The organism is Maribacter cobaltidurans (assembly GCF_002269385.1).
GTDB classification, from domain to species: Bacteria; Bacteroidota; Bacteroidia; order Flavobacteriales; family Flavobacteriaceae; genus Maribacter; species Maribacter cobaltidurans.
The window spans coordinates 3,033,145-3,049,291 of record NZ_CP022957.1 but is presented as its reverse complement, the minus strand read 5'-3'; the positions used below and the strand labels follow the sequence as shown (position 1 = coordinate 3,049,291).

Here is a 16,147-nt window from a genome sequence, read left to right as displayed (position 1 = left end):
TTAAGAGCGGGTCTTTTTTATTAAGGGCATTAAGAAAGTACCCTATTCAACTTTTGGTTCAATAATTTATTGAGCTGTAAATAGTTCATGATTTCTTCCAGGATTTCCTTGTTTTCCTCAGATGGATTGTCCGTTTCATTTTGTAAGGCCTGCATCCTTCTTTTTATCAAAAAGCACCTCAGGGTTAAGATGGTCTCACTTACCAATTGGGCTATTCCAATATTCTTTGTCTTGGGATAAATATCCTTACGCTCCCAATTATGCAATGTATATCTTTCCTCTTCCATAAGTATAGAGGACACTTCGTTGGCCATATCCTGTTCCAATTCGGCTATAAAATCGCTTACCTTAAAATTCTCGGTTTCATTTAACGCGGCAATCAATTTATAATAAACGTGCCTAAAATTGGGGTTTGCCAATTCTATTTCATCTTCCTGTAAATCCAGATACACTTTTTCATAGACCTTTATTTCCAAAGACTCAGGCTCCAGTATAAGATCTCCATTTTCATTTTCCTTTAAAACCAAGTCTTCAAACTGTTCCTTTTGATCCCCGTAAAGCAAAAGACTTTCGATAATTTTTCGCTCCAATTCATATTGAACATCTACTTTTTCACCTACAGGTTCGTTTCTAACAACATCAAAAGCTTTCTGCTCCTGTTTTTCCTTTTTAATGGCATCTGCCTGATCTTTTTTACCAATTTGGGCCAAGGTACCGAATAGTACATTTTCCGAAATGTTCATAATCTGTGCACATTCCTGCACGTAGATTTCTTTTTTTATCCGATCCGGGATTTTGGAAATACTGTTTACGATATCGCGTACCGTATCTGCCCTTTTTATGGGGTCATTGGAAGCTTCTTTGACCAAAAGTGATGCCTTGAATCTAATAAAATCCTTGGAATTATCCTTAAGGTACTGCTCAACCTCCTCCAATTCATTATTCTTGGCAAAACTATCCGGATCTTCGCCTTCCGGAAAAGTGCAAATGCGTACGTTCATGCCCTGTTCCAAGATCAAGTCTATACCTCGTAATGAAGCTCTTAACCCCGCGGCGTCACCATCAAACAGTACCGTGATATTTTTGGTCAACCGGTTAACCAATCGAATTTGTTCCGGCGTCAGCGCTGTACCGCTGGACGACACCACATTGTGAATCCCTCTTTGGTAAAATTGAATAACATCAGTATATCCCTCTACCAAATAACAGTTATCCTCTTTGGCAATCGCCTGTTTGGCATAGTAAATGCCGTAAAGCACCTTACTTTTATGGTAAATTTCACTTTCAGGTGAATTTAAATACTTGGCCGCCTTTTTGTCTTTGGTGAGAATGCGACCTCCAAACCCCAAGACCCTGCCGCTCAAGGAGTGAATTGGGAACATCACCCTACTTTTAAAACGGTCGAACTTTTTGGGGTTATTTGGATTGTTGGGATCTTCCTTGACAATCGTAAGTCCCGTTTTTTCAAGATATTCCAATCTATAACCGTTATCCAAAGCCGCCGTAGTAAAACCATCCCATTGATCGAGACAGTATCCCAGACCAAACTTGTTAATGGTTTCATCCGTAAATCCGCGCTCCTTAAAATAACTTAGCCCAATAGCCTTACCTAACTCCGAATTCCATAAAATATTCTTAAAATAATTTGCGGCATATTCAGATACCAAGTACATGCTTTCGCGTTCATTGGCCTGCTCCTTTTGTTCGTTGGATTGCTCCGTCTCCTCAACCTCTATATTGTATTTTTTCGCCAAATATTTGATGGCCTCAGGATAGGTGAAATGCTCATGCTCCATTAAGAAGGCCACCACATTTCCACCTTTCCCACTGCTAAAGTCCTTCCATATCTGCTTGACCGGGGAAACCATAAAACTAGGGGTGCGCTCATCTGAAAAAGGGCTCAAGCCCTTAAAGTTTGAACCTGATTTTTTCAGCTGTACAAAATCTCCTATCACCTCTTCTAAACGGGCCGTTTCAAATACTTGATCTATGGTGGTTTTGGAAATCATCCTTGCTTTTTCCTGAGTGGGCTATACGTGAAAATAGCCTTTAAAATTATTACATTTGGTGAAAATAAAGGAAAATAATGATTCTTTTCTTTGGAACCCGGCCTGGCAAATCCGAAACCAAACTTCTCCATGGTGTCTCTTGTCCTTACTGTAACCAAACGGGCACTCTAAGTGCCTCTATTTCTTCAAATTATTTTCATCTATTTTGGATAAAGCTCTTTAAAATTTCCTCATCGAAAATTGTGGAGTGCAGTCATTGCAAACGAGTCTATTACCCAGAAGAGTTTAGCGAGTCTATGACCGCGGCCATTGACAATTAAATAGGACATACCCTCCTTGGATATGTCCTAACTAACTCAAATAAACATAAAACTTAATTTTTAAAGATCGAACCTTAAACCCAGAGATACATTTCTTTGCTCAATTTCCGCATTACTAAATATGGGGTTTAAATCATATTTTAAATAGAGTAGCACACCATCAAAACCTGCATAAGCACTTAGTCCGTAAATCAAGTCATTGGTGTTGTAATCCCTTTTCAATTTATCCTTAACGCTATCACCGTCCTGGTTATATTTTAATTTTTGTCGAGTTCCCAGGTTAAAACCACCATAAGCACCTATTCCCAAACGAAACTGGTTGTGCAAGGAATACCTCATAGTTTTTTCGGTTTTCTTAAGTTTGGATGGACCAAACTCTAGATGCACTGGAAAAACAAGATTATCCATTCTAAACTTCGCTTTTTGCAATTCAAAGTCAAAATCCTGTAGTTCCGCATTTCCTTGATCGTTTAATACAAGATATTGGTTATCCTTAATTTTGAGTCCATTGAACTGAAAAGAGAAGCCATAATTCAATCTTAGAAAATTCGTGTTCTGAAAAACACGGGTACGCCACTGCCAGCCCATTTCAAAAAAACGACTACCTCCTAGCTTATAGGGAGATTCATCCAAAGATTGTCCATCAATAATTGCATTATTTAAGCCAACGGCAAGCACAAAATCAGAGTAAGTTCTACGATCATATTTTATTTCCTTTTTCCAAGGCTTGGAATTGAAAATAAAACTTTCTCCAGGCTTACCCCCGATATCGATTCCAATCCGAATTTGTCCTTCCTCTACGGAATCCACTTTAATATGGGTTAATAATACACCCTCATTACGTTCTAAAAGCGCAATTTGATTATCAATGATCATCAATCTATTCTCAATGTTCAAGGCCCGTTTTTGGGCAGCGGCCTCCTTTAAGGTTTTAGCTTCCTCAGCGGATATTAGTCCATCTTCGAATCGCTCATTAATATCAGCAACTTCATATTTTAAAGCGTCCTTTTCCTGCTCGGTAATTTTTGCTTTTTGACTCTTTAATACTTCTATTTTCTTTTCATAATCCTCTTGGGCAGCTAATGAATTCACCACGAATAGGGTGAAAAAAAATAGGGCAAACGTTGTAATTGTTTTCATTTTTAATTGATTTTGATTTTTGATGAATAAAACTCCAGTCCCACTCCCCATAGTAAATTATGGAGCTTAATGTGATTTAATTGATATTGATTTTTAATTATTTCGGTCTGCGACAGCAGTCCTAACTTTAAGAAAACCGGCTTTGAGCGATTCAAAAATTTGGTCTCGGAAGGATTGATCAAGTTCATCCTCAACCTCTGTTAACAAAGCCATGGCGTTAACGGTTCTATCTTGATTGAAAAGCTTTTCCCTTAAAATATCTTTTTGGGCATTTAACAATAAAGAATCTACTTCAGCGTCTGATACCTTTCCATTGGCTTCAATAGCATCTACCTGTGCAATGACCTCAGCAATTTTGGCATTTAAAATATCCTTTGGCAGTACAAGCTCCAACGTTTTTTCCGGTAATTCTATTCTATCCGTATTTGTTGCCAAAGCATTGGTATCCCTTAAGTCCTCTTGCACCAAATCTGGCTCCGGTTCTACTCCTTCACTTTCACTTATGGAATCAATTATATTTTTTTCAGTTTCGTCTTCCATTACAATAGCATCTGGAACGTTCTCGTACAGGTCGATGGCCTTATCTTCCTTGTTGAGTTCCTTTTTGGTATTGGAATCTTCCGTATCTACTACTGTTCCGTTATCCACACCTTCAATGTCCTTTGGCGAATTAAGGTAAAAGAGGGAAAAACTTACCAAAATCAATAAGCTTGCAGCAACCCCTATCCAAAAGTAAGTAGGCCTACCTTGTTTTTTTGAGCTATTGATTTGGCCGGAAATTTTTTCCCATGCTTCGTCCGAAGGAGAAATTTCCCGTTCGTTCATCTTGCTCTTTATGTATTTTTCAAATTTATCTGGTTCCATAACCGATGATATTTTGTTTCTCTAAATTTTCTTTAAGTATTTTTCTTGCCTTGAACAATTGTGTTTTAGAGGTACTTTCCGAAATGTCCAGCATATCCGCTATTTCCTGATGTTTGTACCCCTCTATCGTATACAAGACAAATACCATTTTATATCCTTGAGGCAAGGCATCTATAAGTTGTTGAATGTGCTCCGTATCCAAATCCGAAATTTGCTCAGAATTTGTAGATTGATTGTTCTCAAACACCTCATCATCATATACCACAAATTGTTGCTTCCTAAGAAAGGAGATACTCTCCCTAATCATAATTCTCCGTACCCATCCTTCAAAACTTCCCTCAAATTTAAAGGACTCCAAATGTTTGAACATTTTTACAAACCCCTGAATCATTACATCCTCGGCAAAATGGATATCCTTTATATACTGTCTACATACACCCAGCATCTTGGGAGCATGTTTGGCATATAAAGTCTTTTGGGCTTCCCTGTTCCCATCAATGGCTTTCTTTATAATTTGCCGTTCGTTTTTATAAAAGGGTATAATCTTCAAATCTTTTAAGGTCTTCTATTAACATAGACGCAGGTAAAATTGTTTTGGTTGCCCGAGTTAAAAAATAATTTTAATATCTGACATCTAGGTTGAATCCTACTCCCATATTATTATATTTCTTGAATTTCGATTGACTTGATTTTTTAAAAAGTGTCCCACTGTTGAACATTCCAAGAGAAAAAAATATAGCTTCATCCTTCTTATTTTCCCTTTCTGTTTCTACCCATTCAAGAGAAACGATTACATCATTATTCAAAACTATGTTGTAGGGTTTTAAATCTACAGTTATTTTTCCAACCTGTTCTGGTTCCATTGAAACAAGAATATTATCAGAAAGGATATTTTCTTTTGGCTTATTGTTTTCAACGTTATAAAAATTGATTCTAAAAGTGGATTTTGAACTTAACCTGTTATAAGAAACGTTGAAGTTAAAAGCATCCACAAATGTCGGAGTTTTTCGAATGTTGATTTTAACGCCCATTTCTGCACCAGGCTGGTCATAACTAAACCCTGTACTGATGAATTTCGATTCGGTTTTGTTCCCGAGTATTTTTTTCTTGAATGCCTTTGCTGAAACGACAACCTCTTCCAATTCATTTATTTGTTCTTTAAGTTTTATTGAAATCGGGCGTGTTTTTTGAGCTATGCCCCTGATCAAAAACTCAACAGGTTTATAACCTATTGATGAAATTCTTATGGTATCGTTTTCAAATCCCTCTTTTAAATTGAGAGTAAACTTACCTTCGGTATCTGTAACTGTTCCAATTTCTTTGTTTAAAATCCCAATATTTACGTAGGGCAAAGGCGTATCATTTTTATTATCTAGAACAATACCCGTTATTTCAGTTGCTGCATTGGGCTTAATCGAAATGTCATATAGTTCCTTGTTGACATAGCTTAATGTACTTATGTCTTCCCAAACTGGTTTAAAAACACCCTTATTTTCTAATGTCTTTTTAAAAAAGGCAATGGTCAATTGCTCAATGTCTCTAAAAATTTTTATAGAATTTTCTGAAGCATCAAGTATCGAAGGAATACAAGTAAAGTCAGAATGGGTACTATTTGTAAAACGCAAATAGTATTTTTCGGAATTAAGTTCCCGAAAATAATTAAAGTCTTTTAAAGGTTGGAACTCATCAAGTTTATTGCCACTTTCCAGGTAAAGATATTTTATGTTTTGACTCTTTGGTTCTAAAAGTTTTGAATCGTGGATTTCTTGAATAAATCGGTCATTCTCCTCTTCTTCCCCAAAATAATGGGTTTCTGTCCCGTCCAATGAAACAAAGGTTTTTGTATATCGATTTCTGTTGACAAAAACCGCTGTACTCATTCCTCCCCAACTGCAACCAATTACACCGATAGTATTGAAATCTACATTAAAAAAGCTGTTTTGCTTTAGATATCGAATGGCAAATTCAGCGTCATAAACTTGTTCTAACATATCCTCTTTTTGATTGGTCATATCACCGGGGTAGCGACCAACGGACCAAACAGAAACGACTAAAAACCCATTTTCCGCAAGTTTTTCAAGGATTTTATAGTTTTCAAATCCCATTCCGTTAAAACCTGCCATATAAATGATGACAGGATGTTTAATTGAGGAAGGTTCGACGTTAGAAAAGCTGTTTGTTTGAATGTTCAATAATTTTTGACCATCCGCACCTACACCTAATTCGGAAACATAAAACTGTGCAAGTTCATTAGTTATTCCGGAATAATCCTGGTTATCCTGATAGTTGACCGCCCGTTGTTCAAATAGACCGAACAAATCTCCGAACTTTAATGCTTTTTCTTTTTTTTCGCTTGATGGATACCAAATGTCCAAATCGACAGGACGATAATGTAGGATGTCGGTTGGTTCTGTATCCGGTTTGTATATTCTTGTACTGTCTTTTAATTGGAAAGATTTAAATCCGGCATGATAGGTTTGAGCTAAGCAAATACTAACATGTAGTAGGCTTACAACCAGTGTAAATTGGATTTTACCATAGCGGAGGTCGTTCATCTAATAAACAGAATTATTTTAATTGGCCGACTTTGATTTAAATCAAAAACGACAAATTTTCAAACCTTTTTAAAGTCTTCTATGAAATAGACGCATTCAGGCACAATATAGTTGTCTTGTGATTAAGAATATTTTTTAACCCATTAAAAAAAAGTAATTTAAGAAGGAAAACTATAAATTATTTTTTACGCTCTACTACATAATTTACCATAAGTTCCAAGGAATCCCTGTAGTCAGATTCTGGGTATTGTTGCAGTAAGGATAATGCTTCGTCCTTAAATTGGAGCATTTTCGCAACAGCATAATCTAAGCCACCAATTTGTTTAACAAAAGTTATGACCTCTTTTACACGCTTTTTGTTTTTATTGTGGTTTTTAACGGAGTTAATGAGCCAGCTTTTTTCCTTTTGGGAACAGTTATTCAGGGCATAAATTAACGGAAGGGTCATTTTTTGCTCCTTGATATCGATTCCCGTCGGTTTGCCTATTTTTTCCTCTCCGTAATCAAAGAGATCATCCTTTATCTGAAAGGCCATACCGCACAATTCACCAAATTTTCTAAAAGTTTCCACATCTTCGCTTTCCGGTTTAACCGAACAGGCACCCAAACTACAACAGGCTGCTATCAATGTGGCCGTTTTTTGGCGAATGATATCGTAGTACACTTCTTCCGTGATATCCAATCTACGGGCCTTTTCAATTTGCAACAACTCGCCTTCGCTCATTTCCCTTACCGCCACGGATATAATCCGAAGTAAATCAAAATCCCCATGGTCTATACTAAGTAATAATCCTTTGGACAAGAGGTAATCTCCAACGAGAACGGCAATCTTATTTTTCCAAAGCGCATTGATGGAAAAAAAACCTCTACGTTTATCACTTTCGTCTACCACATCATCATGCACCAAAGTAGCCGTATGGATTAATTCTATGACCGATGCTCCACGATATGTACGTTCATTGACTTCGCCATTATTCAATAATTTTGCCGTAAGGAATACGAACATAGGTCGCATTTGCTTTCCTTTTCTATTGACAATGTAATACGTTATTCGGTTGAGAAGCGCCACTTTCGAGGTCATGGACTCCCGAAATTTGGTTTCAAAAAGATCCATCTCCCGGCTTACCGGTTCCTTTATTTGAGATACAATTTTCAAGCAGTTTGGCTTAGAATTTCAAAATTAGCGAAAAGGGTTCGGTTATCTATGGTTTTGGTATTTGGAAAAAACCTTTTTTATCGCTTTTAAAGCACTCATCAAGACTTATTCGCCAATTGTCCGCAGGCCGCATCAATATCTTTTCCACGAGAACGCCTTACTGTAACCGTAATACCATTTTTCTCAAGTCGTTCTACATACATCTCTATGGCCTTATTGGATGCTTGTTGAAATTGACCATCGTCGATGGGGTTGTATTCTATCAAATTGACCTTGGAGGGGGCAAACCTACAGAAATCCACCAAGGCATCTACATCTTCCCGTTTATCATTTATTCCCTCCCAAACCACATATTCATAAGTAATACGGCTTTTTGTTTTTTGATACCAATAAACCAGTGCCTCGCGAAGATCTGCTAGGGTAAAGGTTGCATTAAACGGCATTATGGAAGTTCTGGTTTCGTCGATAGCCGAATGCAGTGAAACGGCCAATTTGAATTTGACTTCATCATCCGCCATTTTTTTTATCAGTTTTGGTACTCCCGATGTGGAAACCGTAATCCTCCTAGGGGACATACCCAGACCTTCCGAAGATGTGATTTTTTCAATGGCCTTGAGTACATTGTTGTAGTTCATTAGGGGTTCTCCCATGCCCATGAAAACGATATTGCTCAATGGTCTATCAAAATAGAGTCGGCTCTCGTTGTCTATGGCCACCACTTGATCGTAAATTTCGTCTGGATTGAGGTTTCTCATTCGCTTTAAACGGGCCGTGGCACAAAACTTACAATCCAAACTACATCCTACCTGACTGGATACACAGGCCGTTGTTCTAGTTTTGGTGGGAATAAGAACGGATTCGACTATCAAATCGTCATGTAACCGTACGGCATTTTTAATTGTCCCGTCCGAGCTTCTCTGCATTTGATCAACCTTAATATGGTTGATAACGAAGTTCTCTTGTAGCATGTCCCGGGTTTCTTTGGACAGGTTGGTCATAACATCAAAGGAATGGGCTGATTTTTGCCATAGCCATTCATACACCTGATTGCCCCGAAAAGCCTTATCGCCTTGGGAAACAAAAAAATTCCTTAATTGGTCCCTGGTCAATGCCCTAATGTCCTTTTTTATTGTTTCCATCAATAACAGATGTCATTATCTACAAAAATCCCGCTTTTCCAAATCATTGATAAAGCGGGACCCTTCATGTTTTTCTCCTCAAAAGATGGAGAATATTATCTTAAAATGAGCATGGCATCGCCATATGAGTAGAACTTATAGCCCTCCATAATGGCTTCCTTATATGCCTTTTTCATTAAATCGTGGCCCATAAAAGCCGAAATCATCATCAATAAAGTCGATTTTGGCAAATGGAAATTGGTAATCATAGAATTAGCAATGCTAAATTCATAAGGAGGAAATATAAATTTATTGGTCCAACCTTCAAACGTGTTCAAGGTATGATTGGAAGATACGGCACTTTCCAATCCTCTCATGGCTGTAGTACCTACCGCACAAATACGCCTTTTTTTCTCAATCGCATTATTGACGATTTCTGTAGCCTTTTCATCAATAATCAATTCCTCACTATCCATTTTATGCTTGGAAAGATCCTCCACCTCTACAGGGTTAAAAGTACCTAAACCAACGTGCAATGTCAATTCTGCAAAATCTATTCCCTTTATTTCCAATCTCTTCAAAAGATGTTTGGAAAAGTGAAGCCCGGCAGTGGGCGCCGCAACGGCACCTTCATGTTTGGCGTAAATGGTCTGGTACCGCTCTTCATCCTCAGGTTCCACATCCCTTTTAATATACTTTGGCAACGGAGTCTCTCCAAGTTCCCTTAGTTTTCTTCTAAAATCCAAATAGGCACCATCGTATAAAAACCTTAAGGTTCTACCACGGGAAGTGGTATTGTCTATAACCTCTGCAACAAGGGTTTCGTCATCACCAAAATATAATTTGTTCCCTATACGAATTTTACGCGCTGGATCCACCAAAACATCCCATAATCGCTGCTCCTCATTAAGTTCTCGCAACAAGAACACCTCTATGCGAGCCCCAGTTTTTTCCTTGTTACCATATAAACGTGCCGGAAAAACCTTGGTGTTGTTAAGGACCATCACATCGCCTTCATCAAAATAATCGATCATGTCCTTGAACATTTTATGCTCAATTTTACCTGTTTTGGTATCTATGACCATTAATTTGGACTCATCCCTATTTTCTGACGGATGTTCTGCCAATAACTCCTTTGGAAGCTCAAAATTAAAATTGGATAATTTCATGTATAGATAATTATTGTTTTTGGTCACATGTAACACCCAAATAAAAATTTCCTTGAATATTGAAATTTTTTTCTGAATGTTTCATTTAATTCTTTTTATGGACCGCTAAGGCCGGATGTAACTTTCGCACAAAAATGTACTAAGGTCAGAAATGCAATTATCGTTTATCACTTGATGCAATCAGAGTACAGCTTTTTGCGGCTGCAAATATACGACCCACAACAGGGGGTTGTCAAGTAAATGGGTAATTATAATTCCTTGATACCAAATTGTAAAGCTTTTAGGTCCTCATAAAAATCCGGATAAGACTTGGTGACCACCATGGCTTCGTTAATAATCAATGAAGTTTTCAAGGCCAGAGGTGCAAAGGCCATGGCCATTCTATGGTCGTTATAGGTATCGATGGCAATCTCGCTATTTATATTTTTCGCGGGTTTCAAAGTAAGCGTCTTATCCGAAACGGATATGTCCGCTCCCAGTTTGGTCAATTCTGTATGTAGGGCATCTAAGCGATCGGTCTCCTTGATTTTCAGGGTATGAAGTCCCGTCAAATAACAGCCCATTCTAAGGCCAAAACAGGTGACCGCTATGGTTTGGGCAATATCCGGGGCGTTCGCCAAATCGAAACTTACCGTTGCTTTTGTAGGTTCCGAAACTTTTTTCAAGGTGATTTGGTTCTCGCCAAATTCGGTTTCCACTCCAAATTCCCCATACAACTTATGAAGTACACTATCGCCCTGAAGACTATTTTTTTTATAGGCGGAAAGTGTAATTTGGGAGCCTTCATCAGAAAGGGCAACGATACTATAGAAATAGGAAGCAGAACTCCAATCTGATTCCACCACCAAAGTAGTTGGTTTTACCTCGGTTTTTGGCTTTACGGTGATACTATTGCCTTGAAAGCTACTTTCTACCCCAATTTCAGTTAGAAGGGCCAAAGTCATTTTTATATAGGGAACCGATGTGATTTTACCCGTCAATTCAAGTTCAAGTCCATTTTCCAGGCTTGGCGCAATTAGTAGCAATGAAGAAATATATTGGCTACTAACGTTCGCCGGAAGACTAACTTTATGTTTCGATAATTTTTTTCCCTTGATATGCAGGGGGGGATAGCCCTCTTCTTTAACATAGGAAATATCCGCACCAAGTTCCTTTAAGGCATCCACTAAAATTTGCACGGGCCTTTCCGTCATTCGCTTTGATCCGGTAAGAATGACATCGCTACCTTCCATAGCCGAAAAATAGCCTGTCAAAAAACGCATTGCAGTACCCGCATGATGTATGTCCACCGTTCCTTCCGTCCTCTTTAATCCGGCCTCCATCACCTGAGCATCATCAGAATTGGAAAGGTTTAAAATTTGTATTCCCGGATACAGGGCTGATAACAATAAGGAGCGATTTGATTCGCTTTTGGACCCCGTTATTTTAAAGGTCTCTTTAAGTAGTTGATTCTTTGGGCCGGTAAGGTGAATTTTCAAGATGCTAGCTATTAAAAACAAACGTCAAAGATAGCACTATTTCAACTTTTTGTTATTGTGATGCCGGTCATGATCACGCTTTGTTTTTAAATCTAACTTTTTGTCAAAAGCTTGTTGTAAATCTACTCCGGTCTGGTTGGCCAAGCAAAGTACAACAAAAAGCACATCGGCCAACTCTTCCCCTAAATCCTTGGTTTTATCGGACTCCTTTTCGCTTTGCTCCCCATATCTTCTGGCAATGATTCGTGCAACCTCCCCAACTTCCTCTGTAAGTTGTGCCATATTGGTAAGCTCATTAAAATAACGAACCCCGTGTTCCTTGATCCAATCATCTACCGCTTCTTGTGCATTTTTGATATTCATTATTCCCTGTTTTTTGTATCGATTATAATAGTGACAGGACCATCATTGAGAAGTTCCACTTTCATATCGGCCCCAAAGATTCCCGTACCTACATTTTTACCCAGTTCTTTTTCCATGTGCTTAACAAAAGCTTCATAAATGGGTGTGGCAACTTCAGGTTTTGCGGCCTTAATATACGAAGGTCTATTTCCTTTCTTGGTGGAAGCGTGGAGTGTGAATTGGCTAACCACAATTATATCGCCGTTTATCTCTAAAACGGATTTATTCATCACCCCATCCTCGTCATTAAAAACCCTAAGATTAAGCACCTTTCTAACCAACCAATCAATATCCTCCGTGGTATCCTCATCGCTAATCCCCAAAAGCAACAGTAATCCGCTTCCAATAGAAGAAATCAACTTTCCCTCTACCTTTACACTGGCCTTGGTTACCCGCTGAATTACCGTTCTCATTTCCTTTCCCCGTGTATGTCCATTCTATAATTCTCTTCTTCCCCCGTTATCATTTGTAAATAGCTTCTATATCTGCTCCATGAAACTTTCCCTTTTTCCAAAGCATCCTTGACCGCGCATTTAGGCTCATCCAGATGGATGCAGTTATTAAATTTACAATCCTGCTTCAATTCAAAAAGTTCCGGAAAATAATCCCCTATCTCCTCCCGTTCCATATCCACAATGCCAAACCCTTTTATTCCTGGAGTATCTATGATTTGCGCATCAAAACTAAGGTCGAACATTTCCGCAAAAGTCGTAGTGTGCTGTCCTTGTAAGTGCTGTTGGGATATTTCAGCGGTTTTTATCTCCAAATTGGGCTCTATGGCATTGATCAAGGTTGATTTCCCTACCCCGGAATGCCCCGAGAACATGGAGGTTTTCCCCACCATCATTTCCTTAATTTTATCCACATTTTTACCCGTTTTGGCTGATATGCCTATGCAGGTATAACCAATCTTTCGGTATAATTCGGCAAGATATTTTATCTCGTCCGTTTCCTCATCGTTATAAGTGTCAATTTTATTGAAGACCAGGACGGTTGGCACTTCATAAGCCTCGGCAGTTACCAAAAATCTATCAATGAATATGGTATATGTCGTTGGATTATTTAGGGTAATCAATAAAAAAACCTGATCAAGGTTGGCGGCGATGATATGTGTTTGCTTGGATAGGTTGACCGATTTTCGAATGATATAATTTTTACGGTCTACAATGCCATGGATAACGCCGACATTTTCCTCACCCTTGTCGTCCAACTCAAAAAGGACCTTGTCGCCTACAGCAATTGGATTGGTGCTTTTAATTCCCTTAATCCTAAATTTGCCCTTTATCCTGCATTCATAGAACGTTCCGTTCTTGGCCTTAACGGTATACCAGCTTCCCGTTGATTTATAAACTGTTCCTTCCATGCTTAACGTACCAAATACAAAGAAACAATAATACTTTTAGAAACAGAATAAAAGCATTGTTTTGAACATACCAAAATTTTGAAAATCAGTACTTTCCTAATTTGGACTTTTAAGCTACTTTTAAATTCAATTAACCACCCTTTAAAACTAAAAAATCATGAAAAGAGTTGTTAACATTCTATTTGTTACGGTACTTACGATGATAACCGCACAAGCCCAAGAATACAAAATTATCACAACCGTTGAATCCATTGTACCCAGTGGATTGGGAAGATCAAGAATTATCGATGCGAATGCAGACCGGGATTATAAAGAATTTTCATCGGTTCAAACAGCCGATGACAATACAAGGAACAAAGCTGATCGCTCCGATATTCGGGTGAAGGATTTTGAAGAGACAAAACTTCTTAATTTCTATAATATTGCTGGTATCCGGTTTCAAAATATTGCTGCCAACGATGCCCTGATTTCTTCTAAACTTACGGCCATGGCCGCCGAGGGATGGGAACTCGTTTTTGTGACCAGCGGTGTTGAGGCAGATGCTGGTGAAAAAGATGGACAGGGAATTTTTGTAACCCGATTTGTATTTAAAAAATAAAAAAGCCCGGTCATTGACCGGGCTTTTTTATTTTATCCATTTACAATCTTTTCTTGGTGATTGATGGATTCTTGGTGAATTGCCTTGAACATTCTCAAGATAAATTCCTCGCTGAGTCCTTTGGTTTCACCTTCCAAAATCATAGCTCCTAAAATCTGGTTCCATCGGTTGGATTGTAAAACCGCAACATTTTTCTCCTTTTTAAGTGCCCCGATACTGTCAGAAATTTTCATTCTTTTACCCAGAGTTTCTATTAATTGATTGTCAATGACATCGATCTGTGCCCTAAGGTTACTCAATTTAGAGTTGTATTCCGCTTCGGGATCGGTTTCCTTTCTAATCTTTAAGTCTTTCATAATCTGGACCAATCTTTGTGGTGTGACTTGCTGTGCAGCATCACTCCAAGCATTGTCAGGATCGTGGTGGGTCTCTATCATCAAACCATCAAAATTCAAATCCAACGCTGTTTGGGAAACATCAAAAATCATATCTCGCTTGCCCGTGATATGGGAAGGATCATTGATTAAAGGCAAATCCGGAAATTTATCCTGAAACTCAACTGCCATCTGCCATTCTGGAATATTCCTATATTTGGTCTTTTCATACGTGGAAAAACCTCTATGAATTGCACCTAATTTTTTAATCCCAGCGGTGTACAGCCTTTCTATTCCACCCAACCAAAGGGCTAAATCTGGGTTTACAGGGTTCTTCACCAAAACTATTTTATCGGTTCCTTCCAAAGCATCCGCCAATTCTTGCATGATAAACGGGCTCACGGTGGAACGTGCACCAATCCACAACAAATCAACATCGTACTCCAAGGCCAATTCCACATGGGCCCTGTTTGCCACTTCCGTAGCGGTCTTTAAACCCGTTTCCTCTCGTACTTTCTGCAACCATTTAAGGCCCAAAGCTCCCACCCCCTCAAAATTACCAGGTCGGGTTCTTGGCTTCCAGATACCGGCACGGTAATAATTTACATCGGTATCCTTTAATTCATGTGCAATCTTTAACACTTGTTCTTCTGTTTCTGCACTACAAGGTCCTGCAATGACCAGTGGATGGTCCAACTTCATATCATCTAACCAGGATCTCATTTCTTTCTTGTTCTCCATTACTTCTTATTTAGCGGTATTCCCTTTAATATTGATTTTATTTTATTCGTATTGTTCATTTCTTTGTAGATACCCTCAAAATCATCGGCCAATAAAAGCTCCCTGAAATCCGTAAGATTCTGTATATATTCGTTTAGGGTGTCTATTACATTCTCCTTGTTCTGTTCAAAAATAGGTGTCCACATGGCCGGAGAACTCTTGGCCAAACGCACGGTACTTTCAAATCCACTGCCTGCCATGTCAAAAATATCACGTTCGTTTTTCTCTTTTTCAATAACCGTCTTTCCTAACATAAATGAACTGATGTGTGACAAATGCGAGACATAAGCTATGTGTTTATCATGCGCCTTGGGATTCATATATCGAATTCGCATTCCTAAGGATTGAAAAACCTCCAAGGCCTTTTCCTGAAGCTTAAACGCTGTTTTTTCCACTTCGCAAATAATATTGGTCTTACCTTGATATAGACCATTTATGGCCGCCGAAGGACCGGAAAACTCCGTTCCCGCAATGGGGTGGCAAGCCAAAAAATTTCTTCTTTTAGGGTGATTTGCCAATGCCCTACAAATAAGTTCCTTGGTAGATCCCGCATCACAAACCACACAATCATCATGTACTATGTCCAATATTTTTGGCAATTCCTTCACTGTGGCATTCACCGGAATACTAACAATCACAAAATCGGCCTTATCCAAATCACTATACGTCGCCTTGTATTCAATAAGACCCAATGCCAAGGCCTCTTCCAAATGTTCCGGATTGGCATCGATTCCAAAAATCTTAGCCTCTGGCATTTTTGCCTTGATATCCTTTACGAAGGAACCTCCTATCAATCCTATACCGATTACAAAAACGTTCAT

At 38.6% G+C, this 16,147-nt stretch carries 16 protein-coding genes; 2 read left to right on the top strand and 14 right to left on the bottom strand.

The window, feature by feature from the left end:
- Nucleotides 1-29: 29 nt before the first annotated feature.
- Nucleotides 30-2,009, bottom strand: a complete 1,980-nt coding sequence (gene dnaG / locus CJ263_RS13435; protein ID WP_094997746.1) for a DNA primase — start codon at nt 2,007-2,009, stop codon at nt 30-32.
- Between the two features lie 77 nt (nt 2,010-2,086).
- Here dnaG and CJ263_RS13430 point away from each other — a divergent pair, with 77 nt between their 5' ends.
- The gene (locus tag CJ263_RS13430) at nt 2,087-2,329 is read left to right on the top strand and encodes a zinc-ribbon domain-containing protein (RefSeq protein WP_094997745.1); all 243 of its coding nucleotides are present in this window, start codon (nt 2,087-2,089) and stop codon (nt 2,327-2,329) included.
- A gap of 60 nt (nt 2,330-2,389) precedes the next feature.
- Here CJ263_RS13430 and CJ263_RS13425 read toward each other — a convergent pair whose 3' ends face one another.
- The 11 genes from CJ263_RS13425 to rsgA all read right to left on the bottom strand — a co-directional run bounded on the left by CJ263_RS13425 (nt 2,390) and on the right by rsgA (nt 13,574).
- Nucleotides 2,390-3,469, bottom strand: coding sequence for a hypothetical protein (locus tag CJ263_RS13425; RefSeq protein WP_094999250.1), 1,080 nt, complete (start codon nt 3,467-3,469; stop codon nt 2,390-2,392).
- A gap of 93 nt (nt 3,470-3,562) precedes the next feature.
- Nucleotides 3,563-4,333: a hypothetical protein gene (locus CJ263_RS13420; RefSeq protein WP_094997744.1), complete on the bottom strand. Its 771-nt coding sequence runs from the start codon at nt 4,331-4,333 to the stop codon at nt 3,563-3,565.
- The gene (locus tag CJ263_RS13415; RefSeq protein ID WP_094997743.1) at nt 4,320-4,883 is read right to left on the bottom strand and encodes an RNA polymerase sigma factor; all 564 of its coding nucleotides are present in this window, start codon (nt 4,881-4,883) and stop codon (nt 4,320-4,322) included. The genes CJ263_RS13420 and CJ263_RS13415 overlap by 14 nt, the downstream gene beginning before the upstream one ends.
- Nucleotides 4,884-4,953: 70 nt before the next feature.
- Nucleotides 4,954-6,888: a carboxypeptidase-like regulatory domain-containing protein gene (locus CJ263_RS13410; RefSeq protein WP_094997742.1), complete on the bottom strand. Its 1,935-nt coding sequence runs from the start codon at nt 6,886-6,888 to the stop codon at nt 4,954-4,956.
- Nucleotides 6,889-7,066: 178 nt separating this feature from the next.
- Nucleotides 7,067-8,044: a polyprenyl synthetase family protein gene (locus CJ263_RS13405; protein ID WP_094997741.1), complete on the bottom strand. Its 978-nt coding sequence runs from the start codon at nt 8,042-8,044 to the stop codon at nt 7,067-7,069.
- 98 nt (nt 8,045-8,142) lie between these two features.
- On the bottom strand, nt 8,143-9,183 hold the full coding sequence (rlmN, locus tag CJ263_RS13400; RefSeq protein ID WP_094997740.1) for a 23S rRNA (adenine(2503)-C(2))-methyltransferase RlmN: 1,041 nt from the start codon (nt 9,181-9,183) through the stop codon (nt 8,143-8,145).
- A gap of 95 nt (nt 9,184-9,278) precedes the next feature.
- Nucleotides 9,279-10,331, bottom strand: coding sequence for a tRNA preQ1(34) S-adenosylmethionine ribosyltransferase-isomerase QueA (gene queA / locus CJ263_RS13395; RefSeq protein WP_094999249.1), 1,053 nt, complete (start codon nt 10,329-10,331; stop codon nt 9,279-9,281).
- 248 nt (nt 10,332-10,579) lie between these two features.
- Nucleotides 10,580-11,809 (bottom strand): 3-phosphoshikimate 1-carboxyvinyltransferase, encoded by a 1,230-nt coding sequence (locus CJ263_RS13390; protein WP_094997739.1) that lies wholly within the window; start codon nt 11,807-11,809, stop codon nt 10,580-10,582.
- 36 nt (nt 11,810-11,845) lie between these two features.
- Nucleotides 11,846-12,172 carry a nucleotide pyrophosphohydrolase gene (locus CJ263_RS13385; protein WP_094997738.1) on the bottom strand — a complete coding sequence of 109 codons (327 nt, stop codon included), beginning with the start codon at nt 12,170-12,172 and terminating at the stop codon, nt 11,846-11,848.
- Complete coding sequence (gene dtd / locus CJ263_RS13380; protein ID WP_094997737.1) at nt 12,172-12,624, bottom strand: D-aminoacyl-tRNA deacylase; 453 nt, start codon at nt 12,622-12,624, stop codon at nt 12,172-12,174. Before dtd ends, CJ263_RS13385 begins: the two co-directional genes overlap by 1 nt.
- Nucleotides 12,621-13,574: a ribosome small subunit-dependent GTPase A gene (gene rsgA, locus CJ263_RS13375; RefSeq protein WP_094997736.1), complete on the bottom strand. Its 954-nt coding sequence runs from the start codon at nt 13,572-13,574 to the stop codon at nt 12,621-12,623. Before rsgA ends, dtd begins: the two co-directional genes overlap by 4 nt.
- Before the next feature lie 157 nt (nt 13,575-13,731).
- Between rsgA and CJ263_RS13370 the strand changes: the two genes are divergently transcribed.
- On the top strand, nt 13,732-14,172 hold the full coding sequence (locus CJ263_RS13370) for a hypothetical protein (protein ID WP_094997735.1): 441 nt from the start codon (nt 13,732-13,734) through the stop codon (nt 14,170-14,172).
- Between the two features lie 32 nt (nt 14,173-14,204).
- On the opposite strand, the gene CJ263_RS13365 is transcribed toward CJ263_RS13370, so the two are convergent.
- Together CJ263_RS13365 and CJ263_RS13360 are read right to left on the bottom strand one after the other, a co-directional pair.
- Nucleotides 14,205-15,287 (bottom strand): bifunctional 3-deoxy-7-phosphoheptulonate synthase/chorismate mutase type II, encoded by a 1,083-nt coding sequence (locus CJ263_RS13365; RefSeq protein WP_094997734.1) that lies wholly within the window; start codon nt 15,285-15,287, stop codon nt 14,205-14,207.
- Nucleotides 15,287-16,147 carry a prephenate dehydrogenase gene (locus CJ263_RS13360; protein WP_094997733.1) on the bottom strand — a complete coding sequence of 287 codons (861 nt, stop codon included), beginning with the start codon at nt 16,145-16,147 and terminating at the stop codon, nt 15,287-15,289. Before CJ263_RS13360 ends, CJ263_RS13365 begins: the two co-directional genes overlap by 1 nt.

Bases quoted from the DNA above. Each gene is read 5' to 3' on its own strand.
- dnaG (WP_094997746.1), bottom strand. From the start codon at position 2,009: ATGATTTCCAAAACCACCATAGATCAAGTATTTGAAACGGCCCGTTTA.
- CJ263_RS13430 (WP_094997745.1), top strand. From the start codon at position 2,087: ATGATTCTTTTCTTTGGAACCCGGCCTGGCAAATCCGAAACCAAACTT.
- CJ263_RS13425 (WP_094999250.1), bottom strand. From the start codon at position 3,469: ATGAAAACAATTACAACGTTTGCCCTATTTTTTTTCACCCTATTCGTG.
- CJ263_RS13420 (WP_094997744.1), bottom strand. From the start codon at position 4,333: ATGGAACCAGATAAATTTGAAAAATACATAAAGAGCAAGATGAACGAA.
- CJ263_RS13410 (WP_094997742.1), bottom strand. From the start codon at position 6,888: ATGAACGACCTCCGCTATGGTAAAATCCAATTTACACTGGTTGTAAGC.
- rlmN (WP_094997740.1), bottom strand. From the start codon at position 9,183: ATGGAAACAATAAAAAAGGACATTAGGGCATTGACCAGGGACCAATTA.
- queA (WP_094999249.1), bottom strand. From the start codon at position 10,331: ATGAAATTATCCAATTTTAATTTTGAGCTTCCAAAGGAGTTATTGGCA.
- CJ263_RS13385 (WP_094997738.1), bottom strand. From the start codon at position 12,172: ATGAATATCAAAAATGCACAAGAAGCGGTAGATGATTGGATCAAGGAA.
- dtd (WP_094997737.1), bottom strand. From the start codon at position 12,624: ATGAGAACGGTAATTCAGCGGGTAACCAAGGCCAGTGTAAAGGTAGAG.
- rsgA (WP_094997736.1), bottom strand. From the start codon at position 13,574: ATGGAAGGAACAGTTTATAAATCAACGGGAAGCTGGTATACCGTTAAG.
- CJ263_RS13370 (WP_094997735.1), top strand. From the start codon at position 13,732: ATGAAAAGAGTTGTTAACATTCTATTTGTTACGGTACTTACGATGATA.
- CJ263_RS13365 (WP_094997734.1), bottom strand. From the start codon at position 15,287: ATGGAGAACAAGAAAGAAATGAGATCCTGGTTAGATGATATGAAGTTG.
- CJ263_RS13360 (WP_094997733.1), bottom strand. From the start codon at position 16,147: ATGAACGTTTTTGTAATCGGTATAGGATTGATAGGAGGTTCCTTCGTA.